The sequence below is a fragment of the Idiomarina sp. 28-8 genome (assembly GCF_000320945.2).
Taxonomy (GTDB): Bacteria; Pseudomonadota; Gammaproteobacteria; order Enterobacterales; family Alteromonadaceae; genus Idiomarina; species Idiomarina loihiensis.
Window position 1 is genome coordinate 333,618 of record NZ_DF266789.1, and the last position, 26,939, is coordinate 360,556.

Sequence of the window (26,939 nt, forward strand, 5' to 3'; positions counted from 1 at the left end):
GCCTGACGCTTACGTCAGGACCAAGACCTCACCTGACATCAATGTCAGGCTACTTCTGATAAATAACTTCGACGTCGTGATCATCGTCATCGTCGTCGTCATCTTCGTCATCCATCTCTTCTTCAAGAACTTCTTCGTGGTAAGTGTCCCACATGAACTCAACCGGGTCGGCTTCTTCATGCTGCTCAGTGTCAGGTGCTGGCAATGTTTCAAGATAAGACATTACCTCACGACAAAGCGCGTCGCTGCCACGCCCTTCCAGAGCTGCGATTTGGAACACCGGGCCGTCCCAGTTCAGAGATTTAACCAGCTCGTCTACTTTCTCCTGAACCTCTTCGTCCAGCAGCAAGTCGACTTTATTGATGACCAGCCAGCGTGGCTTTTCAGCCAGTTTCGGGCTGTATTTTTCCAGCTCGTTGATAATAATACGCGCCTGCTCGGCAGGGTCGGTTTCATCAAACGGGGCTAAATCTACCAAGTGCAGTAATAAACGACAGCGCTCTAAATGTTTTAGGAATTGTATGCCTAGTCCAGCACCTTCGGCCGCGCCTTCAATAAGACCGGGGATATCGGCAATAACAAAACTCTGATGCGGAGCGGGACGCACAACACCCAGGTTTGGTATCAGGGTGGTAAACGGATAGTCGGCTACTTTAGGGCGTGCTGCGGAAACCGAGCGAATAAAAGTCGATTTACCGGCATTCGGCATACCCAGCAAACCAACATCAGCCAACAACATCAGTTCCAGTTTTAGCGGGCGTACTTCGCCAGGAGTACCATCGGTTTTTTGTCGTGGCGCACGGTTTATACTGCTTTTAAAACGCGTATTACCCAGACCATGGAAACCACCTTTGGCTACCATTAAACGTTGACCATGTTTCGTCAAATCGCCAAGAACTTCGCCAGTATCAATATCGGTAGCGCGGGTACCAGGAGGAACCGGCAGCACGATGTCGTTACCGCGCCTGCCCGTACAGTTTTTGCCCATACCGTTTTTACCGCGTTCAGCTTTATGAAAACGTTCAAAACGATAATCGATAAGGGTATTCAGGTTCTCGTCTGCTTCTAGATAGACATCACCGCCGTCGCCACCATCGCCGCCGTCAGGGCCGCCTTTGGGAATATATTTTTCGCGACGGAAACTGATACAACCATTACCACCGTCACCCGCGTCTACGCGGATTTCTACTTCATCAACGAATTTCATCGCAATCTGCTACTTATCACTTATAGAATACTGTGCAAAATTCTAGCACATATGAAAAAGCCCCGCCGTAAGGCAGGGCTTTCAGAACCGAAACTTTTCAGTTTATGTTCGCATTATTAGTCAGTAATAACGCTCACAAATTTACGGTTTTTGCTGCCCTTCACATCAAAAGACACTTTGCCTTCTGAGGTTGCAAACAATGTGTGGTCTTTACCAATACCAACGTTCGCACCAGCGTGGAACTTAGTACCACGTTGACGAACCAGGATGTTGCCTGCTAACACAGACTCACCACCGAAGCGCTTAACACCGAGACGTTTACTCTCTGAGTCGCGACCGTTTTTAGTAGAACCACCAGCCTTTTTATGTGCCATGTCGTTACTCCTTAATTAGCTGTTGATACCAGTGATTTTCACTTCCGTGAACCACTGACGATGGCCTTGTTGACGGCGAGAATGCTTACGACGACGGAACTTAACGATTTTAATTTTATCGCCACGACCGTGATCAATCACTTCCGCTTTCACTTTACCACCGGACACGAACGGAGCACCGATGTTTACATCGTTGCCGTCAGAAACCATCAAAACCTGGTCGAATTCAACTACATCACCGGTAGCTGCTTCCAGTTTTTCCAGGCGGACGATTTGGCCTTCAGACACACGGTGCTGCTTACCGCCACTTTGGAATACTGCGTACATATTATTCTCCACAACCCTATTGGGCATCCAAATTCAAATCAGGGCGCGAATTGTACGTAATCCAGTCAGCGATCGCAACCCTTAATTTGAACTTAAAAGCGGCACCGCTTACCGCGGATTGAGTTTCCGCTCTGCTATAAATAGTGTACCATCCCTTTTCCGTTAAATTTTGTAAATAAACAGATATCTATGATGGATATGCAGTCCATTAACGCATTAGCCAAAGACGACATGCTTGGTGTTAATGCATTAATAGGTGAACAACTTCAATCGGATGTTGCCTTAATTAACCAGTTAGGCCTTTATATTGTCAACAGTGGCGGTAAACGCTTACGGCCGCTGCTCGCCATATTAGCTTGTCGGGCTCTGGGTTATGAAGGTAACGACCACCGCAAACTTGCTACGATTATCGAGTTTATTCATACCGCGACTCTGCTTCACGACGACGTCGTTGATGAATCGGAACTGCGCCGCGGACGCAAAACCGCCAACGCAGTGTTCGGTAATGAAGCCAGCGTACTCGTTGGTGACTTCCTTTATACCCGCGCTTTTCAGTTAATGGTCGATTTAGACTCACTGCGGATTCTGCGGATTTTAGCGGATGCCACCAACATCATTTCTGAAGGTGAAGTACTGCAGTTAATGAACTGTAACGACCCGGATACCTCAGAAGCCAGCTACTTTAATGTTATTTACGGCAAAACCGCCAAGTTGTTTGAAGCAGCTACAGAGTTAGCCGGTGTCTTAACCGCACAAGACGAAAAAGTAACCCAGCAACTGGCCGACTACGGTCGTTACCTGGGCACTGCTTTTCAGCTGGTAGATGATTTAATGGATTACACTGCGGACAGCGAATCTATGGGCAAAAATGCGGGTGATGACTTAGCTGAAGGTAAGCCAACGCTACCGCTTTTATACGCAATGTGGCATGGCAACGACGTAGAACAAAAGCTGATTCGTGAAGCCATTGAACAAGGCGACGGGCGTGAGCACTTACAAACCGTGCTAACCGCTATGGAACGAACGGGAGCCTTGCAGTACACACGCGACAAAGCCTTAGAAGCCGCCGAACAAGCGCGTGAATCCCTAAGTGAACTCCCAAACTCCGACTACAAACAAGCCCTGCTCACCCTAACCCACCTTGCAGTCGACCGGGTGGCGTAAGAAATGCCTTGGGGGAGCGGGTTCTGTTTCGGAGGACGCCCGTGAATACATCCCTGTAGGGCTTGTGTAGCGCCATCCATGGCGCTACACACCTCCGAAACACAACCCTTCCCGCTTTAGGCATTTCCAATAAGCATCCATGGCCTTCGACACTCCGCCATAGAAACCTTCAACACTCGTAACGCTCGCAATCCAACAGCCTGCCCCATCAACCATTTCCGTAGCCTGATGTTCACATCAGGTGAGATATTTGAACATTGAACCTGACGTGAACGTCAGGCTACATACCTTTCAGAGAAAGTAATGTGGAAATATTGGGGGGTTGGTCAGTATTGGCGTAAAGCCATTGCGGGTTATCTGGAGAAAGTGTGCAGCGCCAAGGATGGCGCTGCCCAAGCCTTACAGGGACGTACTTGCAGGCGTCTTTCGGAAGATAACCTGCAATGGCCAGCCAATGCTGGCCCGCCCCCAATGTTTCAGCTTAGCTGGCGAAGTCGATGCCAGTTTGGATGTCGCCTTTCAGGCCGTCTAGCATTTCGTCCATGCATTTTTGTTCGAATGCACTGAGTTTGCCGTAAGACAGGATTTCTTCTGCGCCGTTTTTGCCTAAGCGTACTGGCTGCGCGAAGAACTTAGCGTTGTCGCCCGGGCCTTCTACGTAGGTGCACTCGATAGTGTCCTGACCTTGCAGGCCTTTCAGCAGTGACAAGGCAAAGCGTGCTGCTGCCTGACCCATAGAAAGGGTTGCTGAACCGCCGCCAGCTTTGGCCTCAACTACTTCGGTACCTGCGTTCTGGATACGGTGAGTTAAGTCTTTGATTTCTTGCTCTGTAAACTCAACGCCTTCAACCTGAGACAGCAATGGCAAAATGGTTGTGCCGCTATGCCCACCGATAACTGGTACGTTAACGTTTTCCGGGTTCAGACCACGCAACTCACCAACAAAGGCTTCTGAACGGATAACGTCCAGCGTAGTAACACCGAACAGTTTACGCTTATCGTAGCAGCCTGCTTTTTTCAGGACTTCGGCAGCGATTGGAACCGTGGTGTTTACTGGGTTAGTAATGATACCAACACAAGCGTTAGGACAGTTTTCTGCAACGCCTTGAACTAAGTTTTTAACGATGCCGGCGTTCATGTTGAACAGGTCAGAGCGATCCATACCTGGCTTACGTGGTACGCCGGCAGGAATCAATACGATGTCGCTGCCAACTAATGCTGATGCTAAGTCGTCTTTACCGAAGCCTGTTACTTTCACGTCGGTAGGGATATGACTTAAGTCAACCGCCACACCTGGAACTACTGGCGCAACGTCATACAACGATAATTCTGAACCTGCTGGTAATTGGGTTTTCAGAAGTAATGACAATGCCTGGCCGATACCACCGGCCGCACCTAATACGGCTACTTTCATCTCAGACTCCGTTTTTGTTGGTCAATTTAAACTGCTTAAAAATGCAGAATTTGGGGCAAAACTGTACTCCTATATCAATAAAAATACAACTTTGCGCGATACACATTCAGCACTCGAATAGCGCATCTTTATGCAGTACACTGTCTATTATTATAGCACGTAAACAGCATAGGAATTTGACACTCACATGGTGCAGGACACGTTACTCGAAGCTTTTAAAACTTTGCTCCGCGAAGAGCGTTATGGCTCTCAAGGGGAAATTGTTAACGCCTTAAAAGCCGAGGGCTTTGATAACATTAGCCAGTCTAAAGTGTCGCGCATGCTGAGTAAGCAAGGAGCGGTTCGTACCCGCAATGCGAAACAGGAAATGGTCTACTGTTTACCGCCTGATTTAGCCGTGCCTTCCACCCGGGCACCATTAAGCCAGCTTGTACTGGATATTCAGCATAATGATGTGATGGTCATTATTCGCACAAGTCCGGGCGCCGCTCAGTTAATTGCGCGGTTGCTGGACTCGGTCGGTAAAAAAGAAGGTGTACTTGGCACTATTGCTGGTGACGACACGATTTTTATTGCACCGCTTAAAGTTGCTGATATTGAATTCACTCTGCGAAAAGTACGCGAGCTGTTTGCGAATCAGGCGGTACTGCCCTCTTCATAATCCGCTATGTCTTCGGCAACTTCTTTGTTCGCTTCCATAAAGCGCATTGAAGGAACAAAAAAACCTGAGCTGGACACGGCTTGTGAGTAATCTAGTAAAGGGTCGTAAGCTCCCTGTTCGTCGGCGTAATAACGGTTCTTTAGCCACTGAACAACCATTTTAGGCGAATGGCTAAAATACATTGCCAGAAGCCCCTGTTCGCGCAAGTCGCCCCAGGGCATATTCTGCCGCAATAGTGGAATAGGCTGTTCGCTACTATCAATTAAGCGACTTTTCGCAGCGTGAGTGACACCTTCTATTTTGGCTTCTGATAAACGTTCACCAGATACTTTCTCGCGTCCCATTAGCAGTTCCTGCTTTTCAGGGCCTAAGTAGTCCCAACGACGCAAGTCATGCCGAAACTTCTGTACGAATAAGTAGCTGCCGTCGACAAAGTCCGCATCGTCCTGCGCCTCAACTAAAGCGACTTTACGCTTGCGCATACCCCGCGGGTTATCCGGAGCATCGATAAAGCCGGTTAAGTCGCGGCCGTCCAGATAACGAAAGGAACGGATTTGCTCAGCCACTTCAATGTCGTAGCCAAACCATTCCATTAACGTACGTCCCGCCAAGTAGTTAGCGTCAAAACGATCACAACGAATCTGTATAACAAGATCATAGGGGTGTCTTGGCGCTTCACGGTCGCCATCTCTGAGCTCGGGAAAAGCCTGCAAGTGCAACGGGCGCTTATGCGGATAGAGAATATCCCAGTAGTCCGCCCCTATGCCAACAAAGCCTGTTAACATGCCTTCAGAGAAACGGGCGTCAAGATCGCGTAAAATTGCTGGAAAGCGAGCTAACTTGCGACGTAAACTTTCAACGTCGTCGCTCATGACGTGACAAAACAACGTCAGACCATGCAGATTAGGTTCCGCGTAGACTCCTGACTGAGCTTTATCCACCCTATTCTCCCATTTAACTGTTATTTTTGTGGGTTCGTTCTATTCGCTTTTACATTAATTAGCGTAAGAGGCATTATAGAATGCCTGTATTCGTTATGACACCGCAAGGAAAAATCATGCGTAATCTGATACTTATTTTTGGTTTGCTGGGCGTTACTGCCTGCACCACCACAGCTGATAACCAAACCCAGCGTAGCAGCACACAGCAACAGAGCCCTGCTGCCGAGTTTCATCAGCTGGCTGACACTATCTGGGAAGAACTGAATAAGTCCAGCGATACTGAGCTGACCGATATGTCACCGGAGGCGTTAGAAAAACGCTATCAACAACGCTCAAAGTGGCTCGAACAGCTTAACGCCGTTAACCTTAACGCGCTTAGCCGGGATGACCAAATTAATCATGCGATGATTCATTATACGTTAAAAAATAAAGTAGATGAGTATCGTTTTAAAGCACACTACATGCCATTGACAGCAGAGGGTAGTTTCCATAGTTCTCTTGCTTTTATGCCATCGTACACCTCGTTCTCTTCGGCTGAAGATTATCAGAATTACATTGCGAAACTGCGTTCCATTCCTCGTTACATGGAACAACAAACGCATTGGTTGCGTAAGGCGATAGAAGAAGGTTATACCCAGCCAGCTTCCGCCATGGCGGGCTTTGAAGAGAGTATACTGGCCTACATTGTACAGGACGCTGATCAAAGCGTTTATTTCTCGCCGTTTTCCGAACAACCGGGCTTTATTAATGACGAGCAATGGAAGCAACTAAAAGAAGATGCCTTAACAGCCATTGACCAGCAAGTCATGCCGGCGTATGACGACTACTTCAACTTTATGGTCACCGAGTATCTTCCAAATGCACGTGAAACCGTTGGTGCCAGCGAACTGCCGAATGGCGACGCTTTTTATCAAAACCGTATTAAACATTACACTACGTTAGATTTAACTGCGGATGAAATTCACCAAATTGGTCTACAGGAAGTGGCGCGTATTCGTGGTGAAATGCTGGAAGCTATTGAAGCAAGCGGGTTTGATGGCAGCTTTGATGAGTTCGTCGAGTTCTTACGTACCGACGACCAGTTCTATCCGGAAACCGCAGAAGAATTGCTGCATTACGCTGCCTGGATAGCAAAAAAGATGGATGGCGAATTACCCAAGCTGTTCAAGACCCTACCACGGAAGCCATACGGCATTGCCCCGGTTCCTGAAGAAATAGCACCGAAATACACCACAGGTCGCTATTCTGGAACGAATCGCGACGACCGCGCCGGTTTCTACTGGGTCAATACCTACGCACTGGATCGCCGTCCGCTTTATCAGATGGAAGCCCTGACATTGCACGAAGCCGTTCCGGGTCATCATTTACAAAACGCGATTGCCGGCGAGTTGGAAGATTTACCAGAGTACCGCCAGCAAACCTATATTTCTGCGTTTGGTGAAGGTTGGGGTCTGTACTCTGAGTACTTAGGTCTGGAAGCCGGTTTCTATGAAGACCCTTACAGCAACTTTGGTCGTTTAAGCTATGAAATGTGGCGCGCGGCGCGCTTAGTGGTGGATACCGGTATGCATGCCAAAGGCTGGAGCCGTGAACGCGCAATGGACTTTATGGCCAACAACACCGCGTTGTCACTGCATAACGTGAAAACCGAAATTGACCGTTACATTACCTGGCCTGCACAGGCACTTTCGTACAAGTTGGGCGAACTGACCATTAAGCGTTTGCGTGCAGAAGCCGAGCAACAGCTGGGTGATAAGTTCGATATTCGTGAGTTCCACGACGCGGTACTAGAAAACGGCAGCGTGCCACTGAAAGTACTCGAGCAGCACATCAACGACTGGATTGCTGAACAGAAATAGAACAAAAGCCCCGCTATCAGGTAGGGGCAGGTTCTTCACTTATTTCGCTTGAGCATTGAGTACTTCTGTGACGGAGACGCTACGAGCTCATCCATGAGGGCTTGACGAAGGCCTTCCATGGCCTTCGACACTCCGCCACAGAAGTACTCAACACTCATAACGCTCATAAGTGAAGAACCTGCCCTATAAACTTACGAACACACCGCTGACCAACACAGAACGATGACGTATCAGTTTATTGCACAGAGATCTCACTACAAAATCGTTATCTGATAAAGAAGTTCTTGGGTATTCTGTTTCTGTCGTAGGAAGGCCATGACGTAGCTCACCCGGGCTTTCTCATCTAAGCGAAATAAGATTTTATAGTTATCCACAAGCACCACTCGATAATCGACTATACCTAATGTCTCAAGCTCGTGGGAAACAGGAAATTGCAGAGGGTTGGCACCTAGCTTAATTGCGGCGAAATCAAGGAGCTGCTTACCGAGTCGAATGGCCTCCTCTTCACCGAGAAAGGTTTCCATATAACGAGTTAAAGTGGCCAGTGTTTTATAGCTGAGCTCTGTGAAATAGGCATCGTAATTCATCAGTGAGGGCTAAAGCTCAAACGTCTTTGTGCCGAGTTCACGCTCTAACCTTTCTTTCGCTTCGCTAAGGGATAGCAAATTCTGGTTGCGAATATCCCTTTCAGCCAGGTTCATCAGTTTAAGTGTCGCAATAGCCTCATCGCGCTGTCGAGCACTCGCTTCCGACTCAATCCGGTAGACAGGCTTGCCGCCTTGAGTGACCACAATAGGCTCTTCCACATCCAGCGATGCCGCATTTTGTTTAATGTAACTAATGGTTTTTATCTGCATGATTCTCTCCCGACTGAACAGTCTAAATATAGACCACTAATAGACCATAAGACAAGTTAAGTATCGTACCTGATGTGAACATCAGGCTACTGAATATCGGGCACAAAAAAACCGCCGAAGCGGTTTTAGGGAGACTTATTTGGGAATGGAAACAACATTATGACCGGTAACAGGAAGTAGCCTGACGTTTACGTCAGGTGAGATATCCCACCTGACATGAATGTCAGGCTACGCGTCTTCCTGTTACCGGTCATTATGTTTCCATTCCCCATCATTAAGCCACGTTGATGGTTGGGATGATGTTTTCCTTGGCCGCTTTTTCTGCGTCGCGGAAGGCATCCATCTGGTCGAAGTTCAGATATTTGTAGACTTCGCCAGCCATCGAATTGATGTCCTGTGCGTACTCCATGTATTCTTCCGGAGTTGGCAGGCGACCAACGATAGCACCGACAGCTGCAAGCTCTGCAGAAGTCAGGTAAACGTTTGCGCCATCACCCAGGCGGTTCGGGAAGTTACGCGTTGAGGTAGACAGCACAGTTGCGCCTGGTTCTACCCGTGCCTGGTTACCCATACACAGTGAACAGCCCGGCATTTCCGTACGAACGCCGTTACGCTCATAAATGTCATAATAGCCTTCGGCTTCCAGCTGGGTTTTATCCATTTTCGTTGGTGGTGCAATCCACAAATGCGTGTTTAATGGGTCAGAGTTTTTCTCTAACAATTTGCCTGCTGCACGGAAGTGACCAATGTTGGTCATGCACGAACCGATGAAAACTTCATCGACGTTGTCGCCGGCAACTTCGCTTAAGAACTTCGCGTCGTCCGGGTCATTCGGGCAACAGACGATAGGCTCTTTAATCTCGTTCAGGTCAATTTCGATAACCGTTGAGTAGTCAGCGTCTTTATCTGCACGGGTCAGCTGTGGGTTTTCTAACCACTCTTCCATCTTACGGGCACGACGTTCCAGCGTACGCGCATCGCCGTAGCCTTCGTTTATCATCCAGCGCAGCATGGTGATATTAGAACGCAGGTACTCCGCAACCGACTCTTCAGACAAGTCGATAGTACAACCAGCCGCTGAACGTTCTGCAGAAGCGTCAGACAATTCAAAGGCCTGCTCTACAGTTAAGTGATCAAGACCTTCAATTTCTAAGATACGACCTGAAAAAATGTTTTTCTTGCCACGCTTATCAACGGTCAGGTGACCTTCTTTGATAGCGAATGCAGGAATGGCATGAACCAAGTCACGCAGGGTGATACCAGGCTGCATTTCGCCTTTGAAGCGCACCAATACCGATTCAGGCATGTCCAGCGGCATAACACCTGTAGCTGCGGCGAACGCGACCAGACCAGAGCCGGCCGGGAATGAAATACCCAGCGGGAAACGCGTGTGTGAGTCACCACCGGTACCAACAGTGTCTGGCAACAACATGCGGTTTAACCAGCTGTGGATGATACCGTCGCCTGGACGCAAGCTAACACCGCCACGGTTCATGATAAAGTCAGGCAAGGTGTGCTGAGTTTCAACGTCAACGGGCTTAGGATAAGCGGCAGTGTGGCAGAACGACTGCATAACTAAGTCTGAGTTAAAACCAAGGCATGCCAGGTCTTTTAGTTCGTCACGAGTCATAGGACCGGTAGTGTCCTGAGAACCGACAGTGGTCATCTTAGGTTCGCAATAAGCGCCCGGACGAACACCTTCCATACCACAAGCTTTACCGACCAACTTCTGCGCCAGCGAGAAACCTTTACCGCTGTCTGCCGGTTGCTCTGGCTTACGGAATAAGTCTGATGGACCCATGCCCAGGGATTCACGTGCTTTTTCTGTCAGGCCACGACCAATGATCAGGTTAATACGGCCACCGGCACGGACTTCATCTAAAATTACGCGAGACGCATAATCGTATTCAGCGATAACTTCGCCGGCTTCGTTCTCGATTTTTCCTTCGTATGGGTAGATAGTGATGACATCACCCATGTTCATTTTTTCGACGTCGGCTTCAAACACCAACGCACCTGCGTCTTTCATGGTGTTGAAGAAAATAGGCGCAACTTTAGAACCGATGCAGATACCGCCGGCACGTTTGTTCGGTGTGCCCGGCATGTCTTCGCCGATGTTCCACAATACCGAGTTGGTTGCCGATTTCCGTGAAGAACCGGTACCCACTACGTCGCCAACGAAGGCAACCGGGTGACCTTTTTCTTTTAATTCTTCAATTTGCTTGCCTGCATCGGTAATGCCTTCGCGTGGCATTTTGTACATCGCTTTAGCATGCAAAGGAATGTCCGGACGAGACCATGCATCTGGTGCCGGAGACAGGTCATCGGTGTTGGTTTCGCCAGTCACTTTAAAGACAGTTGCTTTAATGGACTTAGCCAGCTCGTCGCTGTTGGTAAACCATTCAGCATTGGCCCAGGATTCAACCACTTCTTTCGCCAGCGCATTACCGGCTTTCATTTTCTCTTCCACGTCGTGGAAGGCGTCGAACATTAAGATGGTTTCTTTCAGTTCTTTTGCCGCCAGTTCAGCCAGCTGAGAGTCGTCCAGCAATTCCACCAAAGTGACGATGTTGTAACCGCCGTGCATATTGCCCAACAGCTTCACTGCGTATTCTTTACTCACAACCGGACTTTCAATTTCGCCCTTAACAACGGCGCTTAAAAAGCCTGCTTTAACATAAGCCGCTTCGTCCACACCAGGTGGTACACGCTCGGCTAACAGCTCGACCAGAAAGTCTTCCTCGCCTGCTGGAGGATTTTTCAGTAATTCCACTAAATCGGCTACTTGCTCGGCATTTAATGGCTTCGGAGGGATGCCCTCTGCGGCGCGCTCTTCTACGTGCTGACGATATTCTTTAAGCACTTATAGTACCTCTCATTTGCTTGCATGAATTCTAGACGGTTCACTAGTGCGGCGCATTATACGGATTTTACTGTTAAATTCCCATGACACGGGGCTATAAAACAGATAATTCAGGGTATAAACGGGGTGAATGCGCCCGGGTTACGGGCGCGGTACTCGTTGCACTATGGCGTACATGACAGGCACAACAAACAAGGTCAGCAAAGTGGCAAAACCGAGACCAAACATGATGACCGTTGCCATGCTGGCAAAGAAGTCATCGAACAGCAGCGGGATCATCCCCAAAATGGTGGTGGCTGCCGCCATGCCTACCGGACGAACACGGCTAACCGCAGCATCGCTTAACGCATGGGTTGCTTCTTTACCGGCGTCAAGCTCAGCATTAACCTGTTCCAGTAACACCACACCGTTTTTAATCAGCATGCCGGAAAGGCTGAGGAAGCCGAGTAACGCCATAAAGCCAAAGGGTTTATCCAAAAGCAAGAGCCCAACAGTCACACCAATAATGGAAAGTGGTACGGTCGTCCACAACACAGCGGCCTGACGAATGCTGTTAAACAGCAGCACGGTGATAATAAACATCACCAGAAAACCTAAGGGCAAGGCACCAAACAACGCTTTTTCGGCTTTACCGGCGGCTTCATGCTCGCCGCCCCAGGTTAATTCGTAACCTAGCGGCAAGTCGATACCCTCAAGCTTAGGCCGGACCCGCTCAAATACTTGCGCGGCCGTTTCCTCACCCAGTAAGTCGTGATCGGCCATAACAGTGAGTGTTCGCTTACGGTCACGACGGAGTATTAAAGGGTCTTCCCAAACCACATCAATTGAACGCGCAACTTGAGCCAAAGGTACAAAACGGTCGAACGCCGGACTGTAAATTTGCAGCTCCTGCCAGTTGTCTAAATCGACCCTCTCTGCCGCGGGTGCACGCTGCACTATCGGTAATAAATCGGTGCCATCGCGGTAAATGCCAATTTGCCGGCCAACAAAATTAGCCAGTAGCAGATTGTTCACGTCTTCTTTTGTAATGCCGGCGCGCCGGCCTGCCGCTTCGTCGTATTCCGGCCGCAACAATTTGGTCGGCGTACGCCAGTCGGAACGAATGTTTACTGCGCCTGAATCCTCGGCAAGAATAGCCTGGGCCTTTTTACTTAGCTCACGCAGGGTACCAATATCCGGGCCGGAAAAACGTGCTTCAATCTTTGCCGGAGTAGCCGGACCAATTTCAACCCGTATCAGTTTGTCCTCAACGTCCGGATGCTCTTCACGAATTCGCTCACGAATGTCACGCATTAACGCATCCATCGCGTCTTTGCCTTCTACCCGTACCAGCAACTGCGCATAACTTTCGTAACTTTTTTCCACCAGATACGTCAGGGTAAATCGCGGCGCGCCCTGCCCGATGGTTGTCGCAACCGAAGTGACGTCACTTTTCTCCAGAAGATAATCTTCCAGGCGCTTAGAGTCCTGTTCGGTATGACGAATGTCGGTACCCTGAGGATACCAGAGATCGACATAAAATAACGGCGTTGTCGATGGCGGGAAAAATGCTTGTTTCGCCTGTCCGAATCCAACCACCGCTGCCACCAACGTCACGAGCATTACCAGCATACTGATAATGCGGTGACGCAAACAAACAGCCAGCATTTTCTTATAGCCACGATAAACCGGATGAGAAAAGACATCGTCCTGCTCATCGCTATTACCAATGTCCTTCGCAGAGTATAAGCGGTCGGCTAAAAACGGAATGAGGGTCAGTGCAGTCACCCAACTCAGCAGCAAGGAGATCAGCAGCACCCAGAATAAACTCCCGGCAAATTCACCAGTGGCGTCTGACGATAAACCGATTGGCGCGAAGGCAATAATGCCGATAACAGTCGCTCCCAGTAGCGGCCACTGGTTTTGCTTGACCACGCTAACGGCGGCATCCACTTTACTCATGCCCCGTCGCATACCAACCATAATACCGTCGGCAATGACTATCGCGTTATCCACCAGCATGCCCAGCGCAATAATCAACGCACCGAGGGAAACTCGTTGCAGGTTAATATCTCCCAGGCGCATAAAAATGAAGGTGCCCAGCACCGTCAACAACAGTACCGTGCCAATCAGCAAGCCACTACGGAAGCCCATGGTCAGCAGTAATGCAATAATAACGATGGCCACCGCCTCTACCAGGTTCAGCAGAAAATCATTAACTGAGTTTTCAACTTGATGCGGCTGATCGTAAATACGGTCGACCGACATCCCTATAGGCTTAGCATACTCCAGCTCATCCATTCGTTTTTGCAGACGCTCTCCCACTTCGACAACATTCACGTTATCCGCAAATGACAATGCCAGCCACAAGGAAGCCTTTCCGTTATAGCGCACCACATGATCCGGAATGTCTTTGGTTTCACGATAAATGGTCGCTACATCACGCAAGTAGATACGCTGTTCAGCGCCGGGGTTACTAATAACCAGCTTTGCCATATCTTCCACATTGGCAAATTCACCGCTGGTTGCAATGCGCAATGCTTCCTGGTCAACGGTTACCCGTCCGGCGTTTGCTACGGCATTCTGAGTTTGCAGCAGCCCAGCAATACGGCTGGGGGGAACCCCAAAATTTGCCAGGCGTGAGCGCGACACTTCTACCACAACCTGCTCTTGTTGCTCTCCCGCAAGAGTGACTTTGCCTACACCATCAACTAAAACCAGTTCACGACGCAAAAAGTCAGCATAATGCTCAATATCTTTGTAGGAATAATCGGGCCCGGTAATGGCCATCATAACGCCATACACGTCAGCAAAGTCATCGCGAATAATAGGCTCGCTGGTGCCAGGAGGAAGCTGACCTTTGGTGTCGTTAATTTTACGCCGCAATTCGTCCCATATTTGGTGCAAATGCTCTTCGCGGTAGATGCTTTTCATCTCAACCGTTATTTGCGACAACCCGGGCTTGGAAATAGACTTAACGTGGTCAACGTAACTTAGCTCCTGAATCGCATTTTCCAGCTTATAGGTTACCTCTTCTTCTACCTGCTGAGCCGATGCGCCCGGGTATGGCGTAATGACCATGGCCTGCTTAATTGTGAACTTGGGGTCTTCCAGGCGACCGAGCTGAGTCAGGGCAACCAGACCACCAATTAACAGGATGAGAAATAACATCCAGCTCGTGGTTTTTCGCTCCATGCTGTATTGAGCTATATTCATTACAGACCCCGTTCACGTTGCCATTCACGCACCTGCTGATTCTCTTTCATCTGATGAACCCCGGCTATGACGATGGTTTCACCTTCTTGCAGCCCGTCAAGTACCGTAAGGCCATCGTTGGTCATTGGTCCGACATTCACTTTACGTTTTTGCACACGCATATCGTCGTTAACAACCCAGACATAGGAAGCGTCATTTGTGTCACTAAACACCGCTTTTGCCGGCACCACCATGCCTATTTGAGAGGAACGCAGTACTTCATTAATGTCGACAATAACTGTTGCCGTCATACCCGGCAGAACATTGATATTTTGCGGTTTAGGTAGTGTGAACACGACTTCGTAGGTATTCGTCGCGCCGTCCGATTGCGAATCCCACTCTTTTAAGTGACCCGGATAAGTGAATTCCGGCGCGGCATCAAAGCGCACTTCAGGCTGGTAATCGATTTGTTTTTTGACCTTGGCAAAAAGTTTTTCCGGTACATTAATGCTGATATCAATAGCATTGCTGATTTGTAAGGTAACAATAGGCTGCTTAGCCTGCACATTTTCATAAGCTTCCACGGCCAGGTTCGCCACAACGCCATCGAACGGTGCGGTCAGTTTGGTATAGCGTAAATTCGCTTTGGCGGTTTCGTAGTTTGATTTCGCAACTGCGAGCTCTGACTCTATCTGGTCAAATTGTCCTTCCGACATGACACCTTCATTAACCAAAACTTTGTTTCTATCGTATTGAGATGATGCCAGTTCATATTGTGCTTTCGCCTGATCGACAGCCAGTTGGTAGTCGGTTGGGTCCAACTGCGCGATGAGATCGCCCTGCTTGACTTCGGTACCCGGGCGGGCTGGTAACTCAGTAATTTCTCCGGCGACACGGAACGTCAGTTGAGCCACTTTGGCCGCCTCTACCACAGCAGGAAATTCACGTAGCCGCGGCCCGTCGGCTTCAGCCACCTGCATAAGCCGCGCGGGACGCGCCTGTTGAGTATCATTAACTTCTGCTTGTTCACTGCACGCCGCTACAACAACAGCGGCCAGAGCGATAGAAAGAGGTTTCAGCCAGCGCATGAATTCGGTTCCGATATTTTCAGGGAAATTTAATTGGAATAAGTTTACCGTAAGTATAGTTACAGTTATATTGAATTAAAATTAAAAAGATAATCAGAAAAATTTAATGAATTTATCTCACCTAAAAATGATGATCACAGTAGCTAACCTCGGTAGTCTGCAAAAAACAGCCGAGCAACTCAACCGCACACAGTCCGCGGTTAGCATGGCTTTAAAAAAACTGGAAGAGAACGCGGGTTTCGCTCTATTTAACCGCGATGGCTATCGACTGGAACTGACCGAGCAGGGGCAACACTTTTTACGCCAGGCAGAAGAAGTGGTGCGCCAGCAACAGCGTCTCCAGTCGCTGGCAACACAGTTGAAACATGGGGCCGAACCCCTGCTGACACTATGCTATGACCATACCTGCGACAGTAAGCTTTGGGTGCCCAGCATCCAGCACATTCAACAGCAATACCCGACTACCGAACTGCACGTAGACGGCGAGTCACAAATGCGGGCGCTGAAGCGTATAGATAACGGCAGTGCCGACTTAGCTTTGTGCCCCTGGCTGCCTTTATTTCGTCAATATGGCGACTTTGAAACCCTGCCGGTAGCACCGTTTGAATTAACAGTTGTGATTTCAACTGCGCTAATGAAAGAGTTTGGTCGTATGCCGCAAAGCCGCCAGGATTTATTAGAGCTGCCTATGCTGGTGCCGCAAAACCTGGAGATAGGCATTAATCTGGATGCAGTACTGCGTCTGCCCAGCCAGCAGCGCATAAGGGTAAATGAGGTTAACACTCAGTTTGAATTGCTAATGGCAGGTTTTGGCTGGGGCATTATTCCTAAACACATTGCTCTGGACGCCCTTGAGCAGGGCAAGTTAGTTGAAATTAGCATTCCCGGATTCGTCCAGCAAGTGCGTCTGGAAATTCACCTAGTGCGCTCTGCAAACAGGACGTTAGGCCCGGCGGCTAACGCCATTTGGGAAAGTTTCGCCTGACGTTAATTTTGGGGGAATTGCGCGCGTGACGATCACAGCACGTAGCCTGACATTTATGTCAGGTGAGATGCCGGGCGGAAAGCTCGGTGCAGTTTGCGTCAGGTGCGGTGGCAGATAGTGAGCGCGCCCGACGGTTGCGGCGAACCATTGAGGAGGTGTGCGGCGCCATGGATGGCGCTGCCCAAGCCCTACAGGGATGTATTTACGGGCGTCCTCCTCAATGGTTCCTGCAACCTCCAGCGCTCGCTATCTTCCACCTCACCTGACATAAATGTCAGGCTACTCCGCGTTATTTCCGCGCTAGATAAAACACGGCGGGGATCACTAGCATGGAAATTAGAGGTGCCAGTACCATACCACCCACCATAGGAGCGGCGATACGCTGCATGACTTCGTTACCAACACCGCCGCCCAGCATTATCGGTAGTAGGCCGACAATAATGGTCAGCACGGTCATGGCTTTCGGTCTAACGCGCAGCAACGCACCTTCTTCTACTGCTGCTTTTAGCTGATTTTTGTCGTATCCCACGGCTTTCCATGCGTTGTTCAGGTACAACAGCATAACCACTCCGAATTCCGCAGCGACACCGGCAAGAGCTATCATGCCGACAATAACCGCCAGTGACAGGTTGTAGTCCAACAAATAAATCAGCCATAAGCTACCGGTTAATGCCAGCGGTAAGGTACCTATCACCAGTAACGCCTGCTGTAGCGAACGGAAGGTCATGTACAGTAACAACAAAATAACCAGCAATGTCAGAGGAATGATTTCTTTTAAGTCACTTTCCACTTGTTGCATGGCTTTATATTGCCCGGTCCAGCTCCAGTTGTAACCTACCGGTATTTCCAACTTATCCATAACGCCACTAACCTGGGTAATATAGTCACCAACCGTGACGCCTTTAGCCGGTTCAATAAAGACCCAGCTGCTTAAACGGGCATCTTCGCTTTTCAGCATGGCCGGTCCCTGAGTTACCCTTATATCGGCGACATCGGACAGAGTAAGCCACTGCCCGGAAGTCGATTTAACCGGCAGGGTTTTCAGCTTCTCGATATGGTCACGTTGCTCTCGAGGATAACGCAAGTTAATAGGAAAACGCTCATTGCCCTGTACCGATGTCGCTATATTTGCTCCACCAATGGCGTACTGAATATGCTCGTGGATATCTGCCTGGGTCAGGCCGTAACGAGCCGCTTGTCGCAATTTCGGCTCTATCTCAATGTAACGGCCGCCGCCGGAACGTTCCGCAATAACGGAACCGGTTGCCCCCTGTTCAGAAAGCGTATCTTCAATACGGGTGGCCAGTTTTTCTATTTCACGAAAATCACTACCGCTCACTTTAATGGCTAACGGGGTTTTAACACCAGTGGCAAGCATTTCAATGCGGGTACGAATGGGCTGTACCCAGGCATTAGTCACGCCGGGTATCTGCACCCGCTCATCCAGCTCAGCAATAATGTCATCTACCGTCATTCCTTCACGCCATTCGCTTTCCGGCTTCAGCGTAATGCTGGTTTCTATCATGGTCATTGGCGCCGGATCGGTGGCGGTGTCAGCACGACCAACTTTGCCGAATACACGCTCAACCTCGGGCTGCGCAGCAATGAGCTTGTCGGTTTGCTGTAACAGCTTACCGGCACTTTCAACACTGATGCCTGGCAGTGTGGTGGGCATGTACATGAGGTCCCCCTCATGTAGCGGCGGCATCAGCTCGTAATTGAGCTCTTTATAAGGGTGCCAGGCAGATGCGGTAACCAAAAGAGCCAGTACAATAATGGTTTTAGGGAACTTAAGCGTAAAAGCCAGTAGTGGACGGTAAAGCGCAATTAAACCGCGAGACAGCCAGTTCTTTTCTTCAGCGGGTATTTTACCGCGCACCAGTAACGCAATCAGCACGGGAATAAGTGTCACGGCAATAATTGCGGCAGCGGCCATGGCCAGAGTTTTGGTATAGGCTAAAGGCTCAAACAGACGCCCTTGCTGGCCTTGCAGCACAAACACCGGAACAAAGCTGACGGTAATTACCAGTAGCGAGAAGAACAGCGAAGGCCCCACTTCGCGACAGGCTTCATTAACAATTTTAAGCCGTGCCGAGCCTTTAGCCACGATTTTGTGCCGCTCCTGATAATTCTGCAGGTGCTTGTGGGTGTTCTCTATCATGACAATGGCGGCATCCACCAGCGCGCCAATGGCAATGGCGATTCCCCCCAGGCTCATAATGTTGGCGCTGATACCCAGCATGTTCATGATCCACACTGCGAACAGTACTGACAGTGGCAAACTGATAATGGCCACCACCGCTGAGCGTGCATGCCAGAGAAACAAAATGCATACCACAGCAACAAAGAACATTTCTTCAATGAGCTTAGTGGTGAGGTTGTCTGTCGATGCCTGGATCAGGCTTGAACGGTCATAGGTCGGAACTACCTTAACCCCCTCGGGCAGGCCCTGTTTCAGTTCTTCCAGTTTGTCTTTAACGGCGGCAATAGTTTGTAGGGCATTCTCTCCATGGCGCATAACCACAATGCCCCCCACGACTTCGCCGTCACCGTTCAGCTCGGTAATACCGCGACGCACCTGCGGCCCAATGCGAATATCAGCCACTTCTTCCAGCAACACGGTACCCTGCTGCTGTGATAACAGTGGCAATGGAATTTTTCGAATGTCTTCGACACTTTTCAAATACCCCAACCCGCGCACCATGTATTCGGCTTCACCCATTTCAATCACAGAGCCGCCCACTTCGTTATTGGCCTGCTGAATGCTTTGCTTAATTTGGTTCAGGGTGAGGTTATAACGATGTAAAGCTTCTGGCTGCACCACTACCTGGTAGGTTTCAACCATGCCGCCAACCGTGGCAATTTCTGCTACCCCCTGCACACTTTGCAGTTCCTGTTTTAAAAACCAGTTCTGCAAGCGGGTTAGTTCGCCTAAATTGAGTTGATTGGTTTCGTCGACCAGTGCGTATTGATACACCCAACCAATGCCGGAAGCATCGGGGCCTAACTCCGGCCGAACTTGATCCGGAAGCTGGCTTTGTGCCTGATCCAGATACTCGTTCACCCGGCTTCGGGCCCAGTAAGGGTCAGTACCGTCTTCAAAAATAACGTAAACGTAAGAGTCGCCAAAGAACGAAAAAGCGCGCACTGAGGTGGCTTTAGGTACGGACAGCATCACGCTCGAAAGCGGGTACGTCACCTGCTCTTCCACTACCGCCGGCGCTTGCCCCGGGTAATTGGTTTTGACGATAACCTGAACTTCCGATAAGTCCGGTATTGCGTCCAGCTTAGTTTGCTGCAACGACTGGAACGCCCAGAAAGCCAAACCTAAGAACAGCAGTAACACCATCCACGAATTACGTATGGAGGCTTCAATAATACGAGCTAACATAAAACCTCCTAGTGGTTGTGTTGTGGCGCAGCAGAGTCGTTGTTGCTGCTATCCAAACCCAGGCCTTGCAAACTGGCCTCGGAATCCAGAAGGAACTGACCCGAAGTGACCACTAACTCACCTTCCTGCAGGCCTTCTTCAATGGCAATTTGGTTACCCACACGCAGTCCGGTCGTGACTTCGCGCACTTCAAATTCGCGCGCTCCGGATTTTACCACCACGCGGTTATTGGCACCGGTGACAATTAAGCTGGCAACCGGCACAACCACAGCATCTTTTACTGCCTCCAGTTCAATATGAGCCGTCGCCCAGAGTCCTTCACGCAGCCGATCAATGGAGTCATTAACCGGAATACGGACTTTGATGGTCTGGGTTACCGGATCAACTTGCGGATAAATGTAGTCAATGGTGTTCATCCAGTGGCCGCCAGGGAAGTGCTCAGAAGAAATATGGGCCATTTGCCCGGTTTTTAACTGTTTGCTGTAACGCGCCGGAACATCGGCAAAGAACCACAGTTGATTATCCTGCGTCAGCGTCAGCAACTTAAGCCCCGGAGACACGTACATGCCTTCCTGAATATCCAGACTGGTAATATAGCCCGACTCAGGTGCGTAGTAATCGACCACATATTCGGTTTCGCCACCTTGTTCCAGAGCTTTAATCTGCGCTTCGCTCATACCGAGCAAACGCAGACGCTGCTGGCCGCGGCGCTTAAAACTTTGCTGACTGTTACCGTTACGGATATCTGAGAGTGAATCAAGTAACTGCAGGTAGTCGTCCTGAGCCACAACTAAGTCTGGTGCATACAGGCTGTAGAGTTTGTCACCCTTCTCTACCCACTGTCCTTCAACGTCAGCATGTAATTCTTCTACCCAGCCTTCGGCGCGGCTGTGGATATGCCGCTGAGCGGACTCCTGCCAGCGTACCTGAGCCTGTGCCATAAGCTGCGGTTGCAGGTCTTTGCGAACCGCTTTTGCGGTAGTTACCCGAATAGCCTGCTGACTGGACTCCGACACGGTGAAGCTTTTTTCTTCTTCATGCTCAGAAGGGTCCTGTTTAGGCTCTTTCTCGACTAAATCCATCCCACAAATTGGGCAGGTTCCCGGCTCGTTCCGAACCACCTGACTGTGCATAGGGCACACGTACTCGGAGCTCTGCTCAAACGGGTTTTGATCTTCTGAATGATTGTGGTTGTGTTCCTGAGCCACGGATAGAAGTGGGATCAGGAGTAATATCGCTATCCAATAACGCATGGTATTTCCTCGAAAACAAAGGTTTAAGACGTAAAAACTGGGCTTAAACTGCGTATTTCGGCGGACGTATCAGCGTTTCAGTAATAACCGGAAGGTTTGAATAAAGGGGATGGGCAGCGTGCGTGGATGCTGCTGGCGAAAGTTGTTTGAATGGGTTCAACAGCGCCAGTTGACCCGCACAATGTTGTTCACACTGCTGGCAAAAGGAGCTTTCACTGTCGCAGTTCGATTGCTCCATTGATATGTCGGACTCATCACAACAGTCATGCTGTGACATATCCTGAGATGACGAAGCACTAACGGTGTCTGACATCGGCATAGCATGCACTGCTGGTGAGGAGAAACTCCCCACCAGCAGTGCTGTAACCAATATCCAGACAACCGTTAATGTTTTCATAGTCCGCTATATTACCAGATAGTAACGCGGTTTTCAGGCGCAACGTACAATTCGTCACCTTCTTCAACATCAAAGGCTTCGTAGAACGCCGGAACGTTAACAACAGTACCATTTACTCGATACTCCGCCGGCGAGTGCGGGTCACTCATAACCTGCTCACGAATTGCGTCTTCGCGATACTTGCCGCGCCATACCTGAGCCCAGCCAATGAACACGCGCTGTTCACCGGTAAAGCCGTCAAGAACTGGGGCTTCTTCGCCGTCTAATGACATTTTGTAGGCTTCGTACGCGATGGTCAGGCCGGCTAAATCGCCGATGTTTTCACCCAGAGTCAGGTCACCATTAACATTAAGGCCTTCAATTGGCTCGTACTGGCTATACTGTTCAGACAGTTGCTGAGTCCGTTCCTCGAACGCCTTTTTATCAGCATCATTCCACCAGCTTTGCAGGTTACCGTCGCCATCATATTTGGCGCCCTGGTCGTCAAAACCGTGTCCCATTTCGTGACCGATTACCGCACCGATACCACCGTAGTTTACTGCCATTTCGGCGTCCATATCAAAGAATGGAGGCTGCAGAATGCCAGCCGGGAAAACGATTTCGTTACGTACCGGGCTGTAGTAGGCGTTGACTGTTTGCGGAGTCATACCCCAGTCTTCTTCATCAACAGGACCACCAATTTTGGCAATTTCTTCCTGATAATTGAACTCGGCGTAAGCTTTGTAGTTAGCAACTAAGTCAGTTGACGAAATTTCCAGTTCGCTGTAGTCACGCCATTTGCTTGGATAACCTACTTTAGGGTCAAATTTCTTCAGTTTTTCAAAAGCTTTTTCTTTGGTTTCGTCCGTCATCCACTCCAAGTTACGAATAGACTGACCATAAGCGTCACGGAGGTTTTCAATCAAACCTTCCATTTTCTCTTTAGCTTCTGGCGGGAAGTACTCTTTAACGTAAACTTGACCTAACACTTCACCTAATACGCTGTTGGTTGCATCAACCGCGCGTTTCCAGCGAGGTTCCTGCTCTGGTGTACCACGTAATGTTGTGCCGTAAAAATCAAAGCGACGCTTGCTGATATCTTCGCTTAACGCAGAAGCGTACTCGTTCACAAGACGGAAGCTCAAGTAGTCTTTCCACGCCTGTAAGTCTACTTCATTAAACAGTTCACCAAATTCTTCAAAATAAGATGGCTGACGAATAACCATTTCTTTTACATCAGATAACTCAGACGTCTCGATAAACTTTTTGAAATCAAAGTTGTTAAGCATTTCAGCAACTTCGTCGGCTGATTTTTTATTGTAGGTTTTATTCGCATCGCGGCTTTCTACGCGGCTCCACTGAATTTCTGCCAGTTGAGTTTCTAACTTCAGAATACGCTCTGCGGCGCCTGCTGCGTCTTCGACCCCAACCATACCCAGAATGTCTTCCGCGTATTCGACGTATGCGTTACGGAATTCTTCGAACTTTTCGTCGTCTTTCAGGTAATAGTCACGATCCGGCAGACCTAAGCCTGACTGAGAAACATACATCGCGTTAATTTGCGGGTCTTTCGCATCTGGGTAAACATAAAAACCAAATGGAACTGAAACGCCACCACGGAACATGCGTGCCATATGCTCAGCAACTGAGTCGTAATCTTCCAGTGCCTGAATAGCGTCTAAGTCACTCGCAATTGGTTTTGCGCCTAGCTCATTCAGTGTTTCAACATCCATATAGGCATTGAAGAAGTCGCCAATTTTACGCTCGTTTGTGCCTGGTTCAGGGTTAGAAGAGGCTGCTGATTCAATGATATCGCGTAAACGTTTCTGATTTTGTTCGCGCAAATCGAAAAACGAACCTACAGATGAGCGATCAGAAGGGATTTCTGTTTTATCAATCCAGGTACCGTTTACATAATGGAATAAATTGTTCTGCGGTTTAACACTGTGATCAAAGTTCTCAAGTACAACGCCAGAGCTCAGTTCTTGTTTTGCTTCTTCAGCCTGCTGGGTTTGTTGTTTTGATTCTTCCTGCTGTGGAGAACAGGCGCCCAGAGTTAAAGCCATAGATACGCCAAGCGCTACAGCGGTTAATTTTTTCATCGGTTATTACCCTTTCTTTTGTGTTCGTTATTTTAACCCCACTAAACTAGCGCATTGTTAAATTCAGCGCAAAAAAAACGGCTGCATTCGCGATGAATGCAGCCGTTTTACCGATGATTTATCGTAACAAAATGTTACTTCTTCTTTTTCGCCTTAGGATTCGGCATATCGGTAATAGCACCTTCCTGAATTTCAGCAGCTAAACCAACTGATTCATGTAAGGTTGGGTGTGCATGAACAGTCAGAGCGATATCTTCTGCATCACAGCCCATCTCAATTGCCAGGCAAACTTCGCCCAACAATTCACCAGCGTTAGTGCCACACATAGAACCACCAATAATACGGTTGTTCTTATCAAAGATGAGCTTGGTCATGCCTTGCTGTGCGTTTGAAGCGATAGCGCGGCCTGAAGCAGACCAGGGGAAAGTCACTGCATCATATTCGATGCCCTGCTCTTTCGCTTCTTTCTCTGTAACACCTGCCCAAGCAACTTCCGGGTTGGTGTACATGATAGAAGGAATGACTTTAGGTTCGAAGAAGTGTTTCTTACCGGATATCACTTCTGCCGCCACGTGCGACTCATGTACCGCTTTGTGCGCCAACATGGGTTGGCCAACAACATCGCCAATGGCAAAGATATGGTCAACATTGGTGCGCATTTGGCTATCAACTTTGATAAAGCCACGGTCGTCGACATTAACGCCAGCTTTGTCTGCGTCAATTTTATTACCGTTTGGTGCGCGGCCTACAGCAACCAGTACAGCGTCGTACTTGACTGGATCTTTTGGCGCTTTGTCACCTTCAAAGGTCACGTACACACCGTCTTTTTTCGCTTCAACATTGGTCGCTTTAGTATTGAGCATAATATTCTCAAAACGGCCTTTGATTTGCTTGTTGAAGTTCTTGATGATGTCGGCATCCGCTGGCGGTACCAGTTGGTCAGTCATTTCAACCACATCGACTTTAGAACCTAATGACGCATAAACCTGCCCCATTTCCAACGCGATAATACCACCGCCTAACAACAGCATTTTCTTCGGAATTTCTTTCAGTTCTAACGCGTCGGTCGAGTCCCATACACGATCATCGTCATGCGGAATAAACGGCAATTTAATGGCTTGAGAGCCCGCAGCAATAATCGCGTTATCGAATTTAACTTCGGTTTCGCCGTCGTCGCCTTCAACTTTAATGGTGTTGCTGCCGGTAAATTTGCCGTAACCGTTAACAACTTTTACCTTGCGCATTTTTGACATCTGGCCAAGGCCACCGGTTAACTGGCCAACCACTTTTTCTTTGTGTTTGCGCAGCTTATCCAGGTCGATTTTCGGTTCGCCAAACTCAATACCTTCTTCTGCCAGGTGCTGAGCTTCTTCAATGTGCTTGGTCATGTGCAGCAATGCTTTTGACGGGATACAGCCAACGTTCAGGCAAACACCGCCTAAGGTGCTGTAACGCTCAATCAAAACAACATCCAGACCCAAGTCAGCTGCACGGAAAGCTGCTGAATATCCGCCCGGGCCCGAACCTAACACCACTACCTGTGTTGTAATTTTGTCGCTCATGTTAACCCCTTTTTTGTCACAGCCAGTTGAGCCACCGGCTGCGCTCAGTCAACGCTAAATGTGGCGCTATTGTAGCGCGAATTTTTTCGTATTTCCTACCCCAATTGGTGCTTAAAGCACCAATTTGCGGATATCTCCCAATACACCACTTAAATAGGCGGTGAAACGCGCAGCCTCAGCACCATCAATAACACGGTGATCGTATGACAACGATAATGGCAGAGTCAGACGTGGTTCAAACTCTTTGCCGTTCCATTTCGGTTTCATCTCGTTACGAGAAACCCCGAGAATGGCCACGTCAGGAGCATTCACGATAGGCGTAAAGGCTGTACCACCAATACCGCCCAGGCTGGAAATTGAGAAACACCCACCTTGCATATCGGTTGCTTTCAACTTACCGTCACGCGCTTTCGAGCTAATTTCCACCAGCTCTTCCGAAAGCTCGTAAATGCCTTTTTTGTCGACATCACGAATAACCGGAACCACCAGACCATTTGGCGTATCAACCGCAACGCCAATGTTCACGTACTTTTTCATGTACAGTGATTCACCCGACTCTGACAAGGACGAATTAAAAGTTGGAAACTCACGCAGGCCTTTGGCACACGCTTTCAAAATAAACACTAACGGCGTTATCTTGAAGCCCAGATCTTTCTTCTTAGCCACTTCGTTTTCTGACTTACGGAAGTTTTCCAGCTCAGTAATATCGGCCTCATCGAACTGTGTTACGTGAGGGATAGTCACCCAGTTACGGTGCAGGTTTGGTCCAGATTTACGCTGAATGCGCGACAACTGAACTTCTTCCACTTCACCGAACTTGCTGAAGTCGACCTTAGGCGGGTCAATAACCTGTAATCCACCGCCACCCTGGCCTGTTGCACCAGCCACGGCTTTTGGACGGGACAGTTCGTATTTAACAAACTCCTGCACGTCTTCTTTCAGTATACGATCTTTAGGACCCGAGCCTTTCACTTGCGATAAGTCGACACCAAATTCACGAGCCACACGGCGTACCGCAGGTGACGCATGCAGAATGCCTTCTTTACGATCGCTACGTTGGCTTGGGTGATCAGGAACCGGCGGCTGGCGTTCGCTACTTGGCTTAACGCTGCTGCCGCTGTCTTTTTCTTGCTTCTGGTCTTTATCTTCGGACTTCTTATCAGATTCTTTATTAGATTCTGATTTCTCTTCTTTCGCTGAGTCTTTCTCTTCAGCTTCAGAGTCATCAGCGCCGCCCGAAACTTTCAGCTTGGCAATAACTGAGCCCTGCGACACCTTGTCGCCGACCTTCACCAGCATTTCTTCAATTTCGCCGTCTTCAGGGCAAGGCACATCCATAGT

At 49.1% G+C, this 26,939-nt stretch carries 20 protein-coding genes; 4 read left to right on the forward strand and 16 right to left on the reverse strand.

Features of this window, described 5'->3' with window-relative positions:
• Nucleotides 1–49 precede the first annotated feature (49 nt).
• The 3 genes from cgtA to rplU all read right to left on the reverse strand — a co-directional run bounded on the left by cgtA (nt 50) and on the right by rplU (nt 1,908).
• Nucleotides 50–1,207 carry an Obg family GTPase CgtA gene (cgtA, locus tag RJ32_RS01710; protein WP_034818493.1) on the reverse strand — a complete coding sequence of 386 codons (1,158 nt, stop codon included), beginning with the start codon at nt 1,205–1,207 and terminating at the stop codon, nt 50–52.
• Between the two features lie 116 nt (nt 1,208–1,323).
• Entirely contained in the window at nt 1,324–1,581 is a 258-nt protein-coding gene (gene rpmA / locus RJ32_RS01715) for a 50S ribosomal protein L27 (RefSeq protein ID WP_011233737.1), read from the reverse strand.
• A 15-nt stretch (nt 1,582–1,596) separates the two neighbouring features.
• Nucleotides 1,597–1,908, reverse strand: a complete 312-nt coding sequence (gene rplU, locus RJ32_RS01720) for a 50S ribosomal protein L21 (RefSeq protein ID WP_011233736.1) — start codon at nt 1,906–1,908, stop codon at nt 1,597–1,599.
• Between the two features lie 192 nt (nt 1,909–2,100).
• On the opposite strand from rplU, the gene ispB reads away from it, so the two are divergent.
• Nucleotides 2,101–3,072, forward strand: coding sequence for an octaprenyl diphosphate synthase (ispB, locus tag RJ32_RS01725; RefSeq protein WP_034818552.1), 972 nt, complete (start codon nt 2,101–2,103; stop codon nt 3,070–3,072).
• A gap of 481 nt (nt 3,073–3,553) precedes the next feature.
• Here the strand turns inward: ispB and mdh are convergent, their stop codons facing one another.
• Entirely contained in the window at nt 3,554–4,486 is a 933-nt protein-coding gene (gene mdh / locus RJ32_RS01730; RefSeq protein ID WP_034818495.1) for a malate dehydrogenase, read from the reverse strand.
• Nucleotides 4,487–4,673: 187 nt separating this feature from the next.
• Here mdh and argR point away from each other — a divergent pair, with 187 nt between their 5' ends.
• Nucleotides 4,674–5,147 (forward strand): transcriptional regulator ArgR, encoded by a 474-nt coding sequence (gene argR / locus RJ32_RS01735; protein WP_011233732.1) that lies wholly within the window; start codon nt 4,674–4,676, stop codon nt 5,145–5,147.
• Here argR and RJ32_RS01740 read toward each other — a convergent pair.
• Complete coding sequence (locus RJ32_RS01740) at nt 5,123–6,088, reverse strand: Dyp-type peroxidase (protein ID WP_034818497.1); 966 nt, start codon at nt 6,086–6,088, stop codon at nt 5,123–5,125. The genes argR and RJ32_RS01740 overlap by 25 nt on opposite strands.
• A gap of 80 nt (nt 6,089–6,168) precedes the next feature.
• Here RJ32_RS01740 and RJ32_RS01745 point away from each other — a divergent pair, with 80 nt between their 5' ends.
• Entirely contained in the window at nt 6,169–7,947 is a 1,779-nt protein-coding gene (locus RJ32_RS01745; protein ID WP_235598895.1) for a DUF885 family protein, read from the forward strand.
• 254 nt (nt 7,948–8,201) lie between these two features.
• On the opposite strand, the gene RJ32_RS01750 is transcribed toward RJ32_RS01745, so the two are convergent.
• The 5 genes from RJ32_RS01750 to RJ32_RS01770 form a co-directional block, all read right to left on the reverse strand.
• A complete protein-coding gene (locus RJ32_RS01750) occupies nt 8,202–8,534 on the reverse strand; it encodes a hypothetical protein (RefSeq protein WP_034818499.1) in 333 nt (110 codons plus the stop codon).
• Nucleotides 8,535–8,543: 9 nt separating this feature from the next.
• On the reverse strand, nt 8,544–8,804 hold the full coding sequence (locus tag RJ32_RS01755; protein WP_034818500.1) for a type II toxin-antitoxin system Phd/YefM family antitoxin: 261 nt from the start codon (nt 8,802–8,804) through the stop codon (nt 8,544–8,546).
• A 274-nt stretch (nt 8,805–9,078) separates the two neighbouring features.
• Entirely contained in the window at nt 9,079–11,667 is a 2,589-nt protein-coding gene (gene acnB, locus RJ32_RS01760; RefSeq protein WP_034818501.1) for a bifunctional aconitate hydratase 2/2-methylisocitrate dehydratase, read from the reverse strand.
• 141 nt (nt 11,668–11,808) lie between these two features.
• Nucleotides 11,809–14,862, reverse strand: coding sequence for an efflux RND transporter permease subunit (locus RJ32_RS01765; RefSeq protein ID WP_034818502.1), 3,054 nt, complete (start codon nt 14,860–14,862; stop codon nt 11,809–11,811).
• On the reverse strand, nt 14,862–15,929 hold the full coding sequence (locus tag RJ32_RS01770; protein ID WP_034818503.1) for an efflux RND transporter periplasmic adaptor subunit: 1,068 nt from the start codon (nt 15,927–15,929) through the stop codon (nt 14,862–14,864). The genes RJ32_RS01765 and RJ32_RS01770 overlap by 1 nt, the downstream gene beginning before the upstream one ends.
• Before the next feature lie 106 nt (nt 15,930–16,035).
• On the opposite strand from RJ32_RS01770, the gene RJ32_RS01775 reads away from it, so the two are divergent.
• Entirely contained in the window at nt 16,036–16,914 is an 879-nt protein-coding gene (locus tag RJ32_RS01775; RefSeq protein WP_011233726.1) for a LysR family transcriptional regulator, read from the forward strand.
• Between the two features lie 289 nt (nt 16,915–17,203).
• Here RJ32_RS01775 and RJ32_RS01780 read toward each other — a convergent pair whose 3' ends face one another.
• The 6 genes from RJ32_RS01780 to RJ32_RS01800 all read right to left on the reverse strand — a co-directional run.
• Nucleotides 17,204–20,305 carry an efflux RND transporter permease subunit gene (locus tag RJ32_RS01780; RefSeq protein WP_034818505.1) on the reverse strand — a complete coding sequence of 1,034 codons (3,102 nt, stop codon included), beginning with the start codon at nt 20,303–20,305 and terminating at the stop codon, nt 17,204–17,206.
• 8 nt (nt 20,306–20,313) lie between these two features.
• Complete coding sequence (locus RJ32_RS01785) at nt 20,314–21,558, reverse strand: efflux RND transporter periplasmic adaptor subunit (protein ID WP_034818507.1); 1,245 nt, start codon at nt 21,556–21,558, stop codon at nt 20,314–20,316.
• Nucleotides 21,559–21,601: 43 nt separating this feature from the next.
• Complete coding sequence (locus tag RJ32_RS14690; RefSeq protein ID WP_145914804.1) at nt 21,602–21,955, reverse strand: hypothetical protein; 354 nt, start codon at nt 21,953–21,955, stop codon at nt 21,602–21,604.
• An 11-nt stretch (nt 21,956–21,966) separates the two neighbouring features.
• The gene (locus tag RJ32_RS01790; RefSeq protein WP_034818508.1) at nt 21,967–24,036 is read right to left on the reverse strand and encodes a M13 family metallopeptidase; all 2,070 of its coding nucleotides are present in this window, start codon (nt 24,034–24,036) and stop codon (nt 21,967–21,969) included.
• A 134-nt stretch (nt 24,037–24,170) separates the two neighbouring features.
• On the reverse strand, nt 24,171–25,598 hold the full coding sequence (gene lpdA / locus RJ32_RS01795; RefSeq protein ID WP_011233721.1) for a dihydrolipoyl dehydrogenase: 1,428 nt from the start codon (nt 25,596–25,598) through the stop codon (nt 24,171–24,173).
• A gap of 111 nt (nt 25,599–25,709) precedes the next feature.
• A partial coding sequence (locus RJ32_RS01800) for a 2-oxo acid dehydrogenase subunit E2 (protein ID WP_034818554.1) occupies nt 25,710–26,939 on the reverse strand: 1,230 nt, incomplete at its 5' end.